Annotated in this window: 16 protein-coding genes; 4 read left to right on the top strand and 12 right to left on the bottom strand. The window is 75.4% G+C overall.

The features are described 5' to 3' along the window. Positions 1-137 precede the first annotated feature (137 nt). Positions 138-1430, top strand: a complete 1293-nt coding sequence (locus AB0J00_RS12165) for an alkaline phosphatase (protein WP_357744437.1) — start codon at positions 138-140, stop codon at positions 1428-1430. 54 nt (positions 1431-1484) lie between these two features. Here the strand turns inward: AB0J00_RS12165 and AB0J00_RS12170 are convergent, their stop codons facing one another. Next, positions 1485-3419: a helix-turn-helix domain-containing protein gene (locus AB0J00_RS12170; protein WP_357744439.1), complete on the bottom strand. Its 1935-nt coding sequence runs from the start codon at positions 3417-3419 to the stop codon at positions 1485-1487. A gap of 294 nt (positions 3420-3713) precedes the next feature. On the opposite strand from AB0J00_RS12170, the gene AB0J00_RS12175 reads away from it, so the two are divergent. After that, on the top strand, positions 3714-4721 hold the full coding sequence (locus AB0J00_RS12175; protein WP_357744441.1) for a DUF2877 domain-containing protein: 1008 nt from the start codon (positions 3714-3716) through the stop codon (positions 4719-4721). 168 nt (positions 4722-4889) lie between these two features. Here the strand turns inward: AB0J00_RS12175 and hisG are convergent, their stop codons facing one another. The 7 genes from hisG to rpe all read right to left on the bottom strand — a co-directional run bounded on the left by hisG (position 4890) and on the right by rpe (position 10284). Then, positions 4890-5756, bottom strand: a complete 867-nt coding sequence (gene hisG, locus AB0J00_RS12180; protein ID WP_357744443.1) for an ATP phosphoribosyltransferase — start codon at positions 5754-5756, stop codon at positions 4890-4892. 92 nt (positions 5757-5848) lie between these two features. Then, complete coding sequence (locus AB0J00_RS12185) at positions 5849-6112, bottom strand: phosphoribosyl-ATP diphosphatase (RefSeq protein ID WP_357744445.1); 264 nt, start codon at positions 6110-6112, stop codon at positions 5849-5851. After that, the gene (gene ribH, locus AB0J00_RS12190) at positions 6109-6618 is read right to left on the bottom strand and encodes a 6,7-dimethyl-8-ribityllumazine synthase (RefSeq protein WP_357744447.1); all 510 of its coding nucleotides are present in this window, start codon (positions 6616-6618) and stop codon (positions 6109-6111) included. Before ribH ends, AB0J00_RS12185 begins: the two co-directional genes overlap by 4 nt. A gap of 46 nt (positions 6619-6664) precedes the next feature. Continuing rightward, positions 6665-7960 (bottom strand): bifunctional 3,4-dihydroxy-2-butanone-4-phosphate synthase/GTP cyclohydrolase II, encoded by a 1296-nt coding sequence (locus AB0J00_RS12195; RefSeq protein WP_357744449.1) that lies wholly within the window; start codon positions 7958-7960, stop codon positions 6665-6667. Next, positions 7957-8574 (bottom strand): riboflavin synthase, encoded by a 618-nt coding sequence (locus AB0J00_RS12200; RefSeq protein WP_357744451.1) that lies wholly within the window; start codon positions 8572-8574, stop codon positions 7957-7959. The genes AB0J00_RS12195 and AB0J00_RS12200 overlap by 4 nt, the downstream gene beginning before the upstream one ends. 1 nt (position 8575) lies before the next feature. Next, complete coding sequence (ribD, locus tag AB0J00_RS12205; protein ID WP_357744453.1) at positions 8576-9628, bottom strand: bifunctional diaminohydroxyphosphoribosylaminopyrimidine deaminase/5-amino-6-(5-phosphoribosylamino)uracil reductase RibD; 1053 nt, start codon at positions 9626-9628, stop codon at positions 8576-8578. Then, positions 9625-10284: a ribulose-phosphate 3-epimerase gene (gene rpe / locus AB0J00_RS12210; protein ID WP_357744455.1), complete on the bottom strand. Its 660-nt coding sequence runs from the start codon at positions 10282-10284 to the stop codon at positions 9625-9627. The genes ribD and rpe overlap by 4 nt, the downstream gene beginning before the upstream one ends. Before the next feature lie 246 nt (positions 10285-10530). On the opposite strand from rpe, the gene AB0J00_RS12215 reads away from it, so the two are divergent. Both AB0J00_RS12215 and AB0J00_RS12220 read left to right on the top strand, forming a co-directional pair. Further along, the gene (locus tag AB0J00_RS12215; RefSeq protein WP_357744457.1) at positions 10531-12006 is read left to right on the top strand and encodes an aldehyde dehydrogenase family protein; all 1476 of its coding nucleotides are present in this window, start codon (positions 10531-10533) and stop codon (positions 12004-12006) included. A 101-nt stretch (positions 12007-12107) separates the two neighbouring features. Next, positions 12108-13577, top strand: coding sequence for a tannase/feruloyl esterase family alpha/beta hydrolase (locus AB0J00_RS12220; RefSeq protein WP_357744459.1), 1470 nt, complete (start codon positions 12108-12110; stop codon positions 13575-13577). Here AB0J00_RS12220 and AB0J00_RS12225 read toward each other — a convergent pair. The 4 genes from AB0J00_RS12225 to def form a co-directional block, all read right to left on the bottom strand. Next, on the bottom strand, positions 13529-14023 hold the full coding sequence (locus AB0J00_RS12225; RefSeq protein ID WP_357744461.1) for a hypothetical protein: 495 nt from the start codon (positions 14021-14023) through the stop codon (positions 13529-13531). The genes AB0J00_RS12220 and AB0J00_RS12225 overlap by 49 nt on opposite strands. Before the next feature lie 256 nt (positions 14024-14279). After that, positions 14280-15683 (bottom strand): transcription antitermination factor NusB, encoded by a 1404-nt coding sequence (locus tag AB0J00_RS12230; protein ID WP_357744462.1) that lies wholly within the window; start codon positions 15681-15683, stop codon positions 14280-14282. After that, positions 15680-16663 carry a methionyl-tRNA formyltransferase gene (gene fmt, locus AB0J00_RS12235; RefSeq protein ID WP_357744688.1) on the bottom strand — a complete coding sequence of 328 codons (984 nt, stop codon included), beginning with the start codon at positions 16661-16663 and terminating at the stop codon, positions 15680-15682. Before fmt ends, AB0J00_RS12230 begins: the two co-directional genes overlap by 4 nt. Further along, positions 16606-17163, bottom strand: coding sequence for a peptide deformylase (def, locus tag AB0J00_RS12240; protein ID WP_357744464.1), 558 nt, complete (start codon positions 17161-17163; stop codon positions 16606-16608). The genes fmt and def overlap by 58 nt, the downstream gene beginning before the upstream one ends. Positions 17164-17225: the final 62 nt, after the last annotated feature.

Genomic DNA, 17225 nt, shown 5'->3' on the forward strand with positions numbered 1-17225 from the left:
GGGCGAACAAGTTGGTGGAGGTCGACCAACGTTCATGCCGCGGCCACAGCGCTTGCACGTGTCGTTCCCGCGGGCCGCACAGCGTCGACGGCGCCACGGGCACCCGGCCCGTGACGACCGCGAGGAGAACGAACTCCATGACCCGATCGGTGCACCTGCGCCGCACGCTGCCCGCCGGCCTGGCCGCCGCCCTCGCCGCCGGCGCCCTGATGGTCGCCCTCCCCGACGAGGCGCAGGCCCACGGCAACGGGCACCAGCCCGCCCGCAGCGTCATCTTCATCAACGGCGACGGCATGTCGGCCGCGCACCGCGAGGCGGCCCGGCTGGCGCTGGCCGGCTACCAGGGCGACCTCACCATGAACACGCTCGGCGCGACCGGCCTGCAGACCACCGACCCGGACGACGTCAACGACACGATCACCGACTCGGCTGCCGCCGCCACCGCGTGGGCCACCGGGGTGAAGACCTACAACGGCGCCATCAGCGTCGCGAACGCCCCGAAGAACGGCCAGGACGCCGCGGGCCGCCAGCTGCTCACCCTGGGCGCCGAGGCCAAGCGGGCCGGCAAGGCCACCGGCATCGTGACCACCGCCCAGGTCACCGACGCCTCGCCGGCGGCGTTCTTCTCCAACACCGACAACCGCAACAACCAGGACGACATCGCCCGCCAGTACCTCGAGGTCACCGAGCCCGACGTCATCCTCGGCGGTGGCGAGGACCGCTGGCTGCCCGCCGGCAGCCCCGGCGCCTTCCCCGACACGCCCGCCGAGGACCCGTCGGAGAAGAGCAGCAGCACCAAGGGCGATCTGGTGCAGGAGGCGCAGCAGCTGGGCTACCAGTACGTCACCGACGCGAAGGGCCTGCAGCGCGCCAACGGGGACAAGCTGCTCGGCCTGTTCGCCAACGAGGAGATGTTCCAGCAGCGGCCCGAGGGCCAGGGCGACGTCTACAGCCCCGTCGTCCCCTTGCCGGACATGACCGCCAAGGCGCTCACGACGGTGTCGAAGGACAAGGACGGCTTCTTCCTGTTCGTCGAGGAGGAGGGCGTCGACGAGTTCAGCCACGAGGACAACGCCACCCGGATGCTGCAGTCGATGCAGTACCTCGAGCAGACGGTGCAGCTCGCCCGCGACTACGTGAAGGCCCACCCGGACACGCTGCTGATCGTCACCGGCGACCACGACTGCGGCGGCCCGACCGTCGAGGGCGTGGACAGCACCGACGAGAGCGGCGACGGCATCTCCGCCGAGGACGGCCCGTTCGCCGTCCCCGGTGACACCCGGAAGTTCGTCCTGGACTGGACGACCAGCGGGCACACCGGCGTCCCGACCGTGGTCACCGGCACCGGCTACGGCAGCGAGCAGCTCGTGGGCAGCTACCCGAACACCCACCTGCACGACGTGATGCACCAGGTGCTGTTCGGCCGCTGACGCAGACCGCACCACAGGGGCCGTCCGGGAACTCCCGGGCGGCCCCTGCCGCACTCAGATGAGCGACTCGAGCCCGTCGTCGACCACCGGCGGCACCGGGCCCTCCAGCGGCGGCCGGTGCGGCTGGTCCAGGCCGCGCATGCGGGCCGCGTGCAGCGCCAGCAGCAGGTTCAGCCGCAGCGTCGGGTCGGTGGTGAAGGTCCCCAGCAGCCGCTCGAGCTTGCCGATCCGGTAGCGCATCGTGTTGTAGTGGAAGTGCAGCCGGCGGGCGGACTCCGCGACGTTGAGGTTGGTCTCCAGCAGCACCCGCAGCGTCTCGCGGAGGTCGGCGGAGTCGGCGTCCCCGGCGTCGGCCAGCGGGCCGAGCACCTCGTCGACGTAGGTGCGCAGCTCGGTGCTGTCGGGGATCAGCGACAGCAGCCGGAAGACACCGAGCTGGTCGAAGTGGGTGACGGCGTGCCCGCCGTGGATCTCCTGGCCGACGACGAGGGCGCGCTGCGCCTGCTGGTAGGCCTCCGACAGCGCCGACAGCGACTCCGCGGGCCGGCCGATGCCGGTGCCCAGCAGCCGGCCGACGCGGCGCAGCCGGGCGTTGACCCGGGAGGTGACGGCGGCGACCAGGCCGGAGAGCTCCTCGGGGCTGCGACCGTCCAGCGGCAGCACGGTGACGATCTCGGTGGCCAGCGCGGCGACGGCCGCGCCGGCGACCTCGCCGTCGATCGCGGCCCGCCAGTTGTCGGCCAGCCGGTCCAGGACGTCGAGCGCCCGGGTGGGGTCGGCGCCCGCGTCGGCGACGGTCTCGGTGCCGGTGACCAGGACGACGACCGGCCCGTCGAGCCGCCAGCCGAACGAGCGGGTGTAGGCCAGCGTCCGCTCGGTGTGCCCGACGGCGCCGCTGACCAGCCGGCGGACCAGGTCGCCCTGGAAGCGCAGCTCGACCGAGTGCACCGCCTGGTGGCGGATCTCCGACAGCGCGGCGATGACCGCGGCCTGCTCCAGGACGACGCCGGCGCCCAGCAGCATCGGCCCGTGCCGGTTGACCGCGACCAGCCAGCCGTGCCGCTGCTCGCCGGCCATGATCGGGGCGACGGCGTACTCCCCCACCCCACCGGGCAGCTCGTGGTGGCCGGGCACCAGCAGGATGCCGTCGGCCGGGGACAGGTCGGCGTCGGCGAGCACGTCGGCGGGGGTGACCACGCTCTGGTCGGCGCGGTTGCCCGACAGTCGCCGGGAGGGCGCCAGGTCGGCGAACGCGTCGTCGGCCGCGGCGTCCAGCAGCCACAGCCAGTCGCGGATCTCCGCGACCTCCTCCGGCGGGCCGGCGCTGGTCGCCACCTCGCGGTCGGGGCCCAGACCCAGCACCGCGGCGCCGGACAGGAAGGTCGACACCTGGCCGGTCACCTCGGCCAGCCCACCGCCGGACAGCGCCACGTCGATGAACTGGTTGTGCATCCGGTTGGCGAGGCTGAGCGCCTGGGTCTGCTTGTCGATGATCGCGCCGAGGACCTCGGCGACGACCTCGTCGACCCGGGTGGCCGGGGGCAGCGCGATGACCGGGAAGCCGCGCCGGTCGGCCTCGGCGAGCACCTCGGGGGCCAGCTCGCGGCCGGGGTCGGAGGAGCCGGCGCGGAAGGCGACCGCACCGGTGCCGGAGCGGTGCATCCGCTCGACCATGGCCCGGGACTGGGCCGGGTCGCCGGTGGGCAGCGACGTGCCCAGCACCACGAGCGAGTCCGGGCGGGCGCTGGCCAGCGGGTCGGCGGGGTCGTCGACGACCACGTGCCGGACGATCCGGCGGGTGCCGGTGGTGCCGCCCACGACCACGGCGTCGGCCAGGCCCGGGAGCTCCAGCACCTGGTCGACGGTGAGGCCCATGCTGTCCTGCAGCGCGGTCCGGTCGGCCGGCGCGACCTGCGACAGCACCGGCTCCGCCGAGGGCGGGACCACACCCAACGTGTTCATCCGGTCGCTGTGCGCTGCGAAGGTCACGGACGTCTCACGCTCGGTCACTCTATGTCCCCCTACCGTTCCCCTTGCGGGACCAACGGTCCGAAATTCTGTCAGACGTCCCTGGACGCGCGGACGCGGTCTTGGCGAGAATCGCCATGCAGTGCTGGACGCCACACGCCATAGGTTCGTGACCCCGGCCTGCAACTCGGGTCGGATGGTAGGCGCAGTCATCGAGCAACCGGTGGCCGCGGGCCGTCCGGTCGGGGGAACGGAGACCGGGACGGGGCCGGCCGACGCCACACCCGCACCCGTCGAACACACGGCGGAGGCCACATGCGCACGACGGACGAGACGACCGGCGGACACAGCGACGCCACGACCACCGCGCGGCCCCTCCTGGGCCGTGCCGCACGGGCCGGGGTGCCGACCATCCCGCTGCCCCGCCACTCCGCACCGGCAGGGACCGCGCCCACCGCGCGGGGCCTCACCACCGCCGTCCCCTCGCAGGCCAGCACGGGTGTCGCCGAGCTGCTGCGCGGGCCCGTGCGCTCGGCGCGGGTGCTGCTGTCGGTGCCGGCGGCCGTGTACCTGACCATCCCGACGGCGCAGGGGTCCGAGGTGGTCGGCGTGCTGACCTCCGACGCCGCCCGGCTGCCGCTGGGCTGCGTGCTCTTCCGCCCCTCGAACGGGCGCTCGCTGGTGTCGGTGCCCAGCGGCGCGCCGGCCCGGGTGGGCGGCGGCAAGATCGTCGTCGGTGACCTCACCGTGTGCGCCGCGGCCTGGTGGGACCCGCGACCCAAGCTGCCCACGGCCCGCCCGGCGCTGCTGCCCGAGGGCGTCCGGCAGCTGCGGGCGGCCCTCTACGGCGAGGGCGTGCCGCACAGCGCGTTCTCCCTGCCGGGTCTGCCCACCGGGCCCAGCGGTCCGCTGGCCGCGCTGCGCGGGTCGGTCCGCCGGGCGGACCTGGACGCCGCCCTGCGCACCGCCACCCGGCTGATCGGCCTCGGCCCGGGGCTGACCCCGGCCGGCGACGACGTGCTGGCCGGCGTGACCGCGGGCCTGGTGCTGCTGGGTCACCCGGCCGCCGAGCGGTTCGGCGCGGGGGTGACCTCGCTGGCGGCCGGTCGCACCACCGAGCTGTCCCGGGCGCTGCTGCGGCACGCGGCGGCCGGCCGGGTCAGCGGGGAGTTCGCCGCGGTGCTGCGCGGTCTCGTCGGTGACGGGTCGCTGGCCCCCGCCGTGAGGACGCTGCTGGGCACCGGCTCGACCAGCGGCCGGGCCATGGCGCTCGGCCTGTGCACCGCGATCGACCTGGTCGACCGCACCACCCGGCCCCGCTGAGGCGGAGTGGGTCCGTCGCGCTGAGCGCGACGGATCCACTCCACCGGCCGTCATGCCCCTGTCGTGAGGAGTGGGGCCCGGAGGGTCCCGCGATCGAACGACGCAGCGGCTCAGCGCAGGTCGGGGACGGCTCCTGGCTGCGGTGCGATCCGGAGGATCGCCATGTGCTCAGATGCGGCTGGCGGCGATGCTGGTGACCAGGATGGCGCGGGCGCCGAGCTCCCAGAGCTCGTCCATGACCCGGTTGGTCTCCTCGCGGCGGATCATCGCGCGCACCGCGGACCAGCCGGCGGTCTGCAGCGGGCTCACGGTGGGGCCCTCGAGGCCGGGGGTGACCGCGGTGGCCCGGGCCAGCAGCTCGTTGGGGCAGTCGTAGTCGAGCATCACGTACTGCCGGGCGACCAGCACGCCGCGCAGCCGGCGGCGCAGCTGCGCCACGGCCGGGATCTCCTCGGCGCCGGCGCGGCGCACCAGCACGGCCTCGCTGGCCAGCACCGGCTCGCCGATGATCCGCAGGCCCGCGGCCCGCAGCGTCGTCCCGGTCTCGACGACGTCGCACACGGCGTCGGCGACGCCGAGCCGGCAGGCGGTCTCGACCGCGCCGTCGAGCTTGACGACGTCGGCCTCGATGCCGGACTCGTCGAGGAACCGGTGCAGCAGCCCCGGGTAGGCGGTGGCGATCCGGCGGCCCTCGAGCTTGGCCACCTCGTCGACGTCGGACTCCACCGGGCTGGCGAACCGGAAGGACGAGCGGCCGAAGCCCAGCTCCATCACCTCGGCCGCGACCGGGCCCTCACCGTCGGCCGGAGTGGTCTCCAGCAGCATGTCCCGCCCGGTGATGCCGACGTCCAGCGTACCGGCGGCGACGTAGACGGCGATGTCCCGCGGCCGCAGGTAGAAGAACTCGGTGTCGTTCTCCGGGTCGTAGACCGCGAGGTCCTTGGTGCTGCGCCGCTGCCGGTACCCGCTCTCGGCGAGCATCGCGGCCGCTGGCTCGCTGAGGACGCCCTTGTTGGGCACGGCGACGCGCAGCACGGGCGGAACTCCTAGGTGAGGGGATGGAACGGCCCCCTCGCAGGGTCCCGGCCCGAGCGGAGCGAGGGTCGGGGAGCGAGGGGGTTCCTTCGTCAGAGGTGAGCGTAGACGTCGGCCAGCGAGAGCCCGCGGGCCAGCATGAGCACCTGCACGCGGTAGAGGAGCTGGCTGATCTCCTCCGCCGTCCGCTGCTCGTCCTCGAACTCGGCGGCCATCCACGACTCGGCGGCCTCCTCGACCACCTTCTTGCCCGCGGCGTGCACGCCGTCGCGGACCGCGGTGACGGTGCCGGAGGTCGCGTCGCCGGAGGCGACCTTGCCGCTCAGCTCGGCGAAGAGCTCGTCGAAGGTCTTCACGCCGGGGTGATCCCGAAACCGGTGGTCTGCTGGGGGCCGCGCAGGTCGCGCAGCACCAGGGCGGTGGTCAGCGCCGCAGCGGTGGCCTCCCAGCCCTTGTCCTCGCCGGAGTCCTCGAACCCGGCCCGGTCGCGGGCCTGCTGCTCCCCCTCGACGGTGAGCACGCCGTTGCCGATCGGGGTGCCGGTGTCCAGCGACACCCGGGTCAGGCCCTGGGTGAAGGAGTCGCACACGTACTCGAAGTGCGGCGTGCCGCCGCGGACGACGACGCCGAGCGCCACGACCGCGTCGTGGGTGGCGGCCAGCGCCTGCGCGACGACCGGCAGCTCGATGGCGCCGGGCACCCGGACGACGGTCGGCGAGGCGACGCCGGCGGCCTCGGCGCAGGCGACCGCGCGGGCCAGCAGGGCGTCGCTGATGTCGCGGTGCCAGGTGGCCGCGACGATGCCCAGGGTCAGCCCCGTGGCGTCGATGTGCTCGCTCTGGGGTGCTCCGGACCCGCTCATGCGTTCTCCTCGTTCGACGTGCTGCTGGTGGGGCGCGGGGATCTGATCACACGGGCTGCTCGTCGGCCCGCAGCACCGGTGCGTCCGGCTCGTCGTCGGGGCCGGGCCCGGCGTCGTGCTCGGGCTCGATGATCTCGAGCAGGTGGCCCATCCGGTCCCGCTTGGCGCGGAGGTAGCCGACGTTCTCCGGGGTCACCGTCGAGGGCAGCGGCACCCGGCCGGTGATCCGCAGACCGTAGCCCTCCAGGCCGGCGCGCTTGGCCGGGTTGTTGGTGAGCAGCCGCATGGTGTGCACGCCCAGGTCGACCAGGATCTGCGCGCCGGTGCCGTAGTCGCGGGCGTCGGCGGGCAGGCCCAGGTCGAGGTTGGCGTCGACGGTGTCCGCGCCGAGGTCCTGCAGCTGGTAGGCCTGCAGCTTGTGCAGCAGGCCGATGCCCCGGCCCTCGTGGCCGCGGATGTAGAGGACGACGCCGCGGCCCTCCTGGGCGACGGTGGCCAGCGCGGCGTCCAGCTGCGGGCCGCAGTCGCAGCGCAGCGAGCCGAACACGTCGCCGGTGAGGCACTCGGAGTGCACGCGCACCAGCACGTCCTCGCCGTCGGCGATGTCGCCGTAGACGAACGCCACGTGCTCGCGCTCGTCGTAGGAGCTGCGGTAGCCGACCGCGGTGAAGTTGCCCGCGCGCAGCGGCACCCGCGCCTCGGCGACCCGCTCGACGAGCTTGTCGAACCGCTTGCGGTAGGCGATCAGGTCGGCGATGGAGATCATCACCAGGTCGTGCTCGTCGGCGAAGACGCGCAGCTCCTCGGCGCGCGCCATGCCGGTCGGGTCCTTCTCGCTGACCAGCTCGCACAGCGCGCCCGAGGGCCGCAGGCCGGCGAGGGTGGCCAGGTCGACGGCGGCCTCGGTGTGGCCGGGGCGGCGCAGCACCCCGCCGTCCTTGGCGCGCAGCGGCACGATGTGCCCCGGCCGGGCCAGGTCGGTCGGGTCGGTGTCCTGCGCGGCCAGCAGCTGGATGGTGCGCGCGCGGTCGGCGGCGCTGATGCCGGTGGTCACGCCCTCGCGGGCGTCGACGGTCACGGTGTAGGCGGTGCCGCGCCGGTCCTGGTTGACCCGGAACATCGGCGGGAGGTCCAGCCGGTCGGCGTCCTCCTCGGTCACGGACACGCAGATGTAGCCCGAGGTGTACCGGACCATGAACGCCACGAGCTCGGGCGTCGCCAGCTCCGAGGCGAAGATCAGGTCGCCCTCGTTCTCGCGGTCCTCGTCGTCGACCACGACGACCGCGCGGCCGTCCTTGATCGCCGCGATCGCGTCCTCGACGGAATCGAGATGAACGGTCACGAGCGTGCCCCCAGGAGTCGTTCCACGTACTTGGCGATGACGTCCACCTCGAGGTTGACGGGGCTGCCCGGCGTGCGGGTGCCCAGCGTCGTCTCGCGCAGGGTCGTCGGGATGAGGCTGACCTCGAACCAGGGCTCCGGCCCGTCCGCCAGCGCGCTCACCGTCAGCGAGACGCCGTCCACGGTGATCGAGCCCTTCTCGACCACGTAGCGGGCGAGCTCGGCCGGGACGGCGATGCGCACGACCTCCCAGTGGTCACCGGGGGTGCGCGAGAGCACGGTGCCGACGCCGTCGACGTGGCCCTGCACGATGTGCCCGCCCAGCCGGGTGGCGGCGGTGACGGCGCGCTCGAGGTTGACCGGGTCGCCGGTGCCCACGGCGCCCAGGCTGCTGCGACGCAGGGTCTCGGCCATCACGTCGGTGCTCCAGACGGCGGCGCCGTCCTCGCCGGGCTCCACGCCCGTGACGGTCAGGCACACGCCGTTGACCGCGATCGAGTCGCCGAGCGCGACGTCCTCCAGCGCCTTGCGCGCGCGGATGCGCAGCACGGCGCTGTCGTCGCCGTCCTCGCGCGCCACGAGGGCGCCGAGCTCCTCCACGATGCCGGTGAACACGTCAGCTCCCTCCTCCGGTGGTCCCGCCCCCAGTGTGCAGGGTGGGCCGCAGCCGGATCTGCACGTCCCCGCCCAGCTGGGTGAGGTCCACGACCTGGAGGTGCAGCGCTGCGCCGATGCCGGCGATTCCCAGGTCCCCGACCATGGGGGCCCCGGCGCCCAGCAGCTTCGGTGCCACGTGCACCAGCGCCTCGTCGACCAGCCCGGCGGAGAGGAACGCCGCGGCCAGCGTCGGGCCGCCCTCGAGCAGCACCCGGCGGACGTCGCGCGCCCACAGCTCGGCGAGCAGCGCGGCCGGCGTCGCGGCGCGGCTGACCAGGGTCCGGGCGGCGCCGTCGAGCACCCGGGCGCCGGCCGGCACCCGCCCGGCGCGGTCGGCCACCACGCGCAGCGGCTGGTGCGCGGCGTCCTGGCCGGTGGCGTCGCGGACGGTCAGCTGCGGGTCGTCCGCGAGGACCGTGCCCGACCCGACGAGCACCGCGTCGCAGCCGGCGCGCAGCCGGTGCACCTCGGCCCGGGCCTCCGGCCCGGTGACCCACCGGCTGCTGCCGTCGGCGGCGGCGACCCGCCCGTCCAGGGTGGTGGCGACCTTCCAGACGACGTGCGGCCGGTGCTCCCGGACGCCGGTCAGCCAGGCGGCCAGCGCGCCCTCCTCCGCCTGCGCCTGCTCCGCGCCCAGCTCGACGTCCACGCCGTGCGCGCGCAGCCGCTGCGCGCCGCCGGTGGCCAGCGAGGTGGGTTCGGGGACGGCGACGACGACGCGGGCCACGCCGGCGGCGATCAGGGCGTCGGCGCACGGCCCGGTGCGGCCGGTGTGCGCGCACGGCTCGAGGGTGACCACGGCGGTGCCCCCGCGGGCCTGGTCGCCGGCCTGCGCGAGCGCGTGCACCTCGGCGTGCGGGCCGCCCGGCGGGGACGTCGCCCCCTCCCCCACGACCCGGCCGGCGGCGTCCAGCACGACCGCGCCGACCGGCGGGTTGGGGCTGGTGGTGCCCAGCACCCGCAGCCCCAGCTCGCGGGCGCGGGCCATGGCCGCGCGCTCCGCTCCGTTCACCTGCGCGCCAGGTCCCGCAGCGCGGTGATCGCCGCGGCCGGGTCGTCTGCGCCGTAGACCGCGGAGCCGGCGACGAACACGTCGGCGCCCGCCTCGGCGGCCTGCGCGATCGTGTCGGGGTTGATGCCGCCGTCGACCTCGACGAACAGCTGCAGGTGGCCGGTCTGCACCAGCCGGCGGGCCTCGCGGACCTTGGGCAGCACCTCGGGCATGAACGACTGGCCGCCGAAGCCCGGCTCGACCGTCATCACCAGCAGGGTGTCGAACTCCGGCAGCACGTCGAGGTAGGCCTCCAGCGGCGTCCCCGGCTTGATCGCCAGGCCGGCCAGCGCGCCGGCCGCCTTGAGGTCGCGGGCCACCGTGCGCGGGTCGGTGCAGGCCTCGGCGTGCACGGTGACGTTGCGCGCGCCGGCCTCGGCGTACCCGGGCGCCCAGCGCTCCGGGTCCTCGATCATGAGGTGGCAGTCCAGCGGGACGGGGCTGACCGCCTGGATCGCCTGCACGACCGGCAGGCCCAGGGTCAGGTTGGGCACGAAGTGGGCGTCCATGACGTCGACGTGCACCCAGTCGGCGTTGCCGATGCGGGCGACCTCGTCGGCCAGCCGGGCGAAGTCGGCCGACAGGATGCTGGGCGCGATCATCGGTTCGGTTGCCACCCGGTGATCGTAGGGGTGGCCTCGACCGCCCTCCTCGCCCGCGTGAGAGCGCTGGACCCGCACGGCCCGGAACCGGAGCCGGAACGGGCCGTGGCGGTTCAACGCCCCCGGACGGCGGGCGCGGAGTGCCGGTCCCAGGCCCGGGAGCTGGCAGTCCGCGCCCGCTCTTCCGAGCGCCCACGTGCCAGCGCGCCGTCCGCTGAGCCCGGCCGGTTGCCTCGTGCACCGTCGGGTAGCGGACCACCCATGGCCTCGGACACCGCCCCCACCCGCTACGCCGGCTTCGACCGGATGCCGATCGCCGGCACCTGGCGCGCCGGCCGCGCCGGGAAGACCGTCACCGACACCGACCCCTACACCGGCGAGACGCTGACCGAGATCCCGCTGGCGGACGCAGCCGACCTCGACGAGGCGTACGCGACGGCGAAGGAGGCCCAGCGCGACTGGGCCGCCCGGCTGCCCTCCGAGCGGGCCGAGGTCATGCGCCGCGCCGCGCGGATCATGGAGGCGCGCAAGGACGAGGTCGTCGACTGGCACATCCGGGAGAGCGGCGCCGCCGCCCCCGCCGCGGAGTTCGAGTACGCGATCACCCTGCGCGACTTCCACGAGGCGTCGTCCTACCCGTACCGGGTCGAGGGGCGGATCCTCCCCGCCGACATCGAGGGCAAGGAGAGCCGCGTCTACCGCCGCCCGGTCGGCGTGGTCGCGGTGATCAGCCCGTGGAACGTGCCGATGCACCTGTCCAACCGCTCGGTCGCACCGGCGCTGGCGCTGGGCAACGCCGTCGTCCTCAAGCCCGCCGGTGACACACCGGTCACCGGCGGGCTGCTGCTCGCGAAGGTCTACGAGGAGGCCGGGCTGCCCGCGGGGCTGCTGTCGGTGGTCATCGGCTCCGGCAGCGACATCGGCGACGCGATCGTCAGCCACCCCACGCCCCGGGTGGTGTCGTTCACCGGCTCCACCCCGGTCGGCAAGGGCATCGCGCAGAAGGCCGGGCTGAAGAAGCTGTCCCTCGAGCTCGGCGGCAACGGCCCGCTGGTCGTGCTCGACGACGCCGACCTCGAGTACGCGGTGGAGGCGGCCACCTTCGGGAAGTTCTTCCACCAGGGCCAGGTCTGCATGATCACCAACCGGATCGTGGTGGACACCGCCGTGCACGACGAGTTCGTCGAGCGCTACGTGGCCAAGGTGCGCGGGCTCAAGGCCGGCGACCCCCGCGAGTCGGACACCGTGATCGGCCCGATCATCAACGGCAAGCAGCTCGAGGGCATCCAGGAGAAGGTCGCCCAGGCCCGCGCGGACGGCGCGGAGCAGGTGCTCGGCGGCGACCCGACCGGCCCGATCGGCTCGGTCCTGCCCCCGCACGTGCTGCTGGGCACCAACCAGGTGGCCACCGCGCAGCAGGAGGTCTTCGGACCCGTCGCGACGATCATCCGGGCCCGCGACGAGGACGACGCGCTGACCATCGCCAACGACACCGAGTACGGGCTGTCCAGCGCCGTGTTCACCCGCGACGTCCAGCGCGGCGTGCAGTTCGCGCTGCGGGTGGAGGCCGGGATGACGCACGTGAACGACTCGCCGCTCAACGACGAGAACAACACCGCGTTCGGCGGCGAGAAGGAGTCGGGCCTGGGCCGGTTCGGCGGCGAGTGGGCGATCGAGGAGTTCACCACCGACCACTGGGTGAGCGTCCAGCACACCCGCCGGCAGTTCCCCTTCTGAGGACGCCGCCTGCCGGAAGAGGTCCTCGTGGGCCGGGGCGGCGGCGTGCCACGCTGCCCCGGCCACCGAGAGGACCCCGCCACCGAGAGGACCGGCCGTCTGTGGACCTGACCGCACTGAGGCGCCTGCAGCTGCCGGACACGACCGTCGACGCCGTCGAGGAGCACCCCGGCGACGACGCGACGCCCGCCTCGGTGCGGGTCACGCTGACCATCGCCCACCCGCCGCACGGCGCCCCGGTCACCGTCTGGGTGTGGCTGCCCGCCGAGGGGTGGAACGAGCGCTTCCAGGGCACCGGCGGCGGGGGCTTCCTCGGCGGCTCGACCGACGCGCTGCTCGCGCCGCTGCGGGCCGGGTACGCCGCGGCCGCCACCGACGGCGGGCACCCGGGACCGACGGCGTCGTTCGCCCTCGACGAGCACGGCCGCCTCGACTGGCCGCGGATCCGTGCCTTCGGCCACGTGGCGGTGCACGAGATGACGGTCGCCGCGAAGGCGGTGGTCGAGGCGGCCTACGGACGACGACCGCGGTTCTCCTACTGGAACGGCTGCTCCACCGGAGGCCGGCAGGGGCTGATGGAGGTCCAGCGGCACCCGGGCGACTACGACGGAGTGCTGGCCGGTGCCCCGGTGATCAACTACCCGCGGATGCAGACCGCCCAGCTGTGGGGCCAGGTGGTCATGCGCGAGACCGGCACCGTCGTCTCCGCCGCCAAGTTCGCGGCCGCGCTGGCGGCGGTCATCGACCGGTGCGACACCGTCGGCGACGGCGTGGTGGACGGCGTGATCGGTGACCCGCTCGGCGCTCCCGTGGACCTCGCCGCGCTGGTCGGGCTGCCCACCCCCGACGGCCCGCTCACCGAGGCCGACGTGGCCGTGCTGCGGGCGATCGGCGAGGGGCCGCGGCGGCGCGGCGGGGAGTTCCTCTGGTACGGCCTGCCGCCGGGCGCACCGTTCGCCGGGCTGCACGACAGCGCAGTGGTGGACGGCGAGCTCGTCGGGCAGCCGTTCGTGTTCGACCTGTGGTGGTTCTCCCTCTTCCTCGCCCAGGACCCCGGCTGGGACTGGCGCACGCTCACCACCGCCGGCTTCGAGGCGTTCTTCGACCAGGCGGTCGAGATGTACTCCGGCGTGCTCGCCGCCGACGACCCCGACGTCCGGGCGTTCGCCGACCGCGGCGGCAAGGCGCTGGTCTGGCACGGCGCCGCGGACTTCGGCGTCCCGGTGCAGGGCACGCTGCACTGGTACGAGCGGGTGCAGCGGCTGCTCGGGCCCGACCGCACCCACGAGTTCCTGCGCGTGTTCCTGGCGCCGGGGGTCGGGCACTGCGGCGGCGGGGTCGGCCCCCAGCCCACCGGGGCCCTCGAGGCGCTGGTCGCGTGGGTCGAGGAGGGCCGCGCGCCGGAGCAGCTCGTCGCCCGGCAGGTCGGCCCGGACGGCGAGGTGCTGGCCACCCGGCCGCTGTTCCCCTACCCGCGGGTGGCGCGCTGGACCGGTGAGGGCGACCCCGCCGACGCGTCGTCCTACGCCCCGGCCGAGGGCACCCGGCTGGAGCTGCCGCCCGGCTCCTGACCGGTGGCGCGCTCCCGGGCGGCGGCCCACAGCAGCTCGCTCAGCGGGTCCTCGACCAACGCCAGCCCGGCGCGCGGGAGGTGGTGGCGGCGGTGCGCCAGCGAGGCGGCCACCCCCAGCCACGGGGTGTGCACCTCCGACGGGTACCAGGCGGTGTCGGGGCCGAAGACGCCGACCAGCCGCCGGCGCAGCGCCGTCCGGGCCAGGACGACGGTCGGCGCGCCGGGCGGTCGCTGGCGCAGCAGCCGGCGCAGCGCGTCGAGCCCCGCGTGCCGCTGGACGTAGAGGTCGCTGACGTCCACCACCGCCGGCCGGTCGTCCAGGGCCGCCAGGGCCACGCCGACGAGCTCACCGAGCAGCTGCGGCTCCTCGCGCACGTCGCCGCGGGCGCACAGCACCACGACCGTGCCGTTGCTGCGCACGGTCACGTCCAGGCGGTCGGCCATGCCCGTCCCTCCGCAGGCCGCGGCCCTCTGCTCGGGCGCCACCTCAGGGGTGCGCCGTCCGCAACCGGGTCAAACACCACCGACCGGCCCGGGCACCCCCGCGCAACGAGATCTGCGGTCTCGTGGCCACCGGCGCTGGGAGGCCACGAGACCGCCGATCTCGACGCGTCTGGGACGGCCCGTCACCCCGAGCGCCATGCGGCCGAGCCTGTCAGCCGCCACGACCGTTCGCAGCCGAGTTCCGTGCCCTCTGCCCTCAGCTGGTCCGGCGGAGCAGCGCCATGAACATCGCGTCGGTGCCGTGCCGGTGCGGCCACAGCTGCGCGTGGTCGCCCCGGGCCAGCCCGGGCACCTCCGGGAACAGCGGCGCCACCGGCAGCACCTCGACGTCGTCCCGCGCCGCGGCGGCGTCGACGACCGCGACGGTCTCCGCGGTGTGCGGCGAGCAGGTCACGTAGGCGACCACTCCCCCCGGGCGCACCGCGGCCAGCGCCGAGGACAGCAGCCGGGTCTGCAGCTCGGCCAGTGGCGCGACGTCGTCCGGCGTGCGCCGCCAGCGCACCTCGGGCCGGCGGCGCAGCGCACCCAGCCCGGTGCAGGGCGCGTCGAGCAGCACCCGGTCGAAGGAGCCCGCGGGCCACTCCGGGGCAGTGCCGTCGGCGACGTCCACCTCGGTGTCCGGCTCGCCGTCCAGCGCCCGGCGGACCAGCTCGGCGCGGTGCGGCGCCCGGTCGGTGGCGGTCAGGTGCACCCCGGCCGGGCGGACGGCGGCCAGCAGCGCGGCCTTGCCGCCGGGGCCGGCGCACATGTCCAGCCAGCGCTCGTCCCGGCCCTCCAGCGGCGCGCGGGTGAGCGCGAGCGCGGCCAGCTGGCTGCCCTCGTCCTGGACGGCGGCCTTCCCCGCGCGGACCGCCGGCACCTTGCCCGGGTCGCCGCCGGACAGCCGTACCGCGTACGGCGACCACGGGCCGGGCTCGCCACCGGACTCGGCGGCGAGCTCCGCGCGGTCGACGTGCCGGGCGACCAGGTGCACCTCGGGGGCAACGTCGTCGGCGAGCAGCGCGGGCTCCACCTCGGCGGGGTCGCCCAGCGCGTCCCGCCACGCCTCGACGACCCACCGCGGGTGGTCGGTGGCCAGCGCCAGCCGGCCGTCCTCGTCGGGCGGCGCGAGCCGCTCGAGCCAGGCGGCCCGGTCACCGCCCGCGGCGACCTTGCGCAGCACCGCGTTGACCAGCCCGGAGGCGCCGGTGCCGACGACCGCGCGGGTCATCGCGACCGTGGTGTCGACCGCGGCGTGCGCCGGGACGCGCAGGTCCAGCAGCTGGTAGGTGCCCAGCCGGAGCAGGTCGAGCACCTTCGGGTCGAGCTCGGCCAGCGGCCGGCTGACCAGGGTGGCCAGCACCGCGTCGAGGGTGCCGATCGCCCGGAGCGCTCCGTAGGCGAGCTGGGTGGCGAAGGCCGCGTCCCGGTCGGTGAGGTCGGCGGCGCGCTCGCGCAGCAGCTGGGGCAGCAGCAGGTTGGCGTAGGCGGCCCGGCTGCTGACGCCGTCGAGGACGTCGTAGGCGGTCAGCCGCGCGCCGTCGAGCGTCGGCCGGCGGCGGCGGGACGGCGGGCGCTGGTTGCCCTTCCGCTGGTCCCCCGGTCGCTCCGGCTGGCTCATGCGCCGAGCCGTTCGCCGGGCTCGAGCCGGGCGCCGCGCGCCCAGTCGGCGGCGGCGACCACCTTCTTGCCGGCCGGCTGGACCTGCCCGAGCCGGACGGCGCCGGTGCCGGTGCCGACGAGCACGCCGGTCTTCCCCGGCGACACCTCACCGGGCGCGAGGCCCGGGGAGGTGGGCAGCGGCTCGACCGGGCCGAGCCGGAAGCGGTCACCGCGGAAGGTGGTCCAGGCGCCGGGAGCAGGCGTCACGCCGCGCACGCGCCGGTCGACGACGTGCGCCGGCAGCGCCCAGTCGACGCGGGCGTCGGCGGTCTCGATCCGCGGGGCCAGGCTGACGCCGTCCGCGGGCTGCGGGTGCGCGACCAGCGCGCCGTCCTCGATGCCGTCGAGCACGGCGACCAGCAGGTCGGCGCCGCTGACCGACAGCCGCTCGAGCAGGTCACCGGCGGTGTCGGTGGGCCCGATCGGCTCGGTGACGTGGCCGAACACCGGGCCGGTGTCCAGGCCCGCCTCGAGCTGGAAGACCGCGGCACCGGTGATCTCGTCGCCGGCCATGACCGCGTGCTGCACGGGCGCTGCGCCGCGCCAGGCGGGCAGCAGCGAGAAGTGCAGGTTCACCCAGCCGTGCCGCGGGACCTCCAGCGCGGCGGGCGGCACGAGCGCGCCGTAGGCGACGACCGGGGCGCAGTCGACGGCCAGCTCCCGCAGCGTCGCCAGGAACTCCGGCTCCCGCGGGGAGCGGGGCTGCAGCACGGGGATGCCGGCGGCGTCGGCGCGCTCGCCGACCGGCGACCGGCTGGTGCGCCGGCCGCGGCCGGCGGGGGCGTCGGGCCTGGTCAGCACGGCGACGACCTCGTGGCGCGAGGCGAGCAGCGCCTCGAGCGCGACGACGGCGGGCGCCGGGGTGCCGGCGAACAGGAGCCTCAGTGCGGGCTCACCTTCACCACGGGCGCGGGCACCGGGGAGCCGTCGGGCAGCCAGGCCTGGTGCCCCTGCCACTCGGCGCCCTGCAGCACGTCGAGCGCGGCCGCGCGGGCCTCGGCGTCCAGCCGGTCGACGAACAGCACGCCGTCGAGGTGGTCGGTCTCGTGCTGGATGGCGCGGGCGAGCTTGTGCGAGCCCTCCACCCGGACCGGGTCGCCGTGCACGTTCCAGCCGGTGGCCGCGACGGTGAGGTAGCGGTCGCAGTCGAACCGGTAGCCGGGGATCGACAGGCAGCCCTCGGCGTCCCGCTCGACCTCCTCGCCCACCGGGACGACGTCCGGGTTGACCAGGTGCCCGACCTCGCCGTCGACGTACCAGGTGAACACCCGCAGCCCGACGCCGATCTGCGGCGCGGCCAGCCCGGCCCCGCCCGCGGCGTGCATGGTGTGGGTGAGGTCCTCGACGAGCTGCTGGAGCTCCTTGTCGAAGTCGACGACGGGGGCGGCCGGGGTGCGCAGCACCGGGTCGCCCATGATCCGGATCGGGGTGACGCTCACCGGACGATGGTAGGCGGACCGGCCGGGACCGCCGGTCGCGGGCCAGCGGCTGCGCCACGCCC

The organism is Modestobacter sp. NPDC049651 (assembly GCF_040659695.1).
Taxonomy (GTDB): domain Bacteria; phylum Actinomycetota; class Actinomycetes; order Mycobacteriales; family Geodermatophilaceae; genus Modestobacter.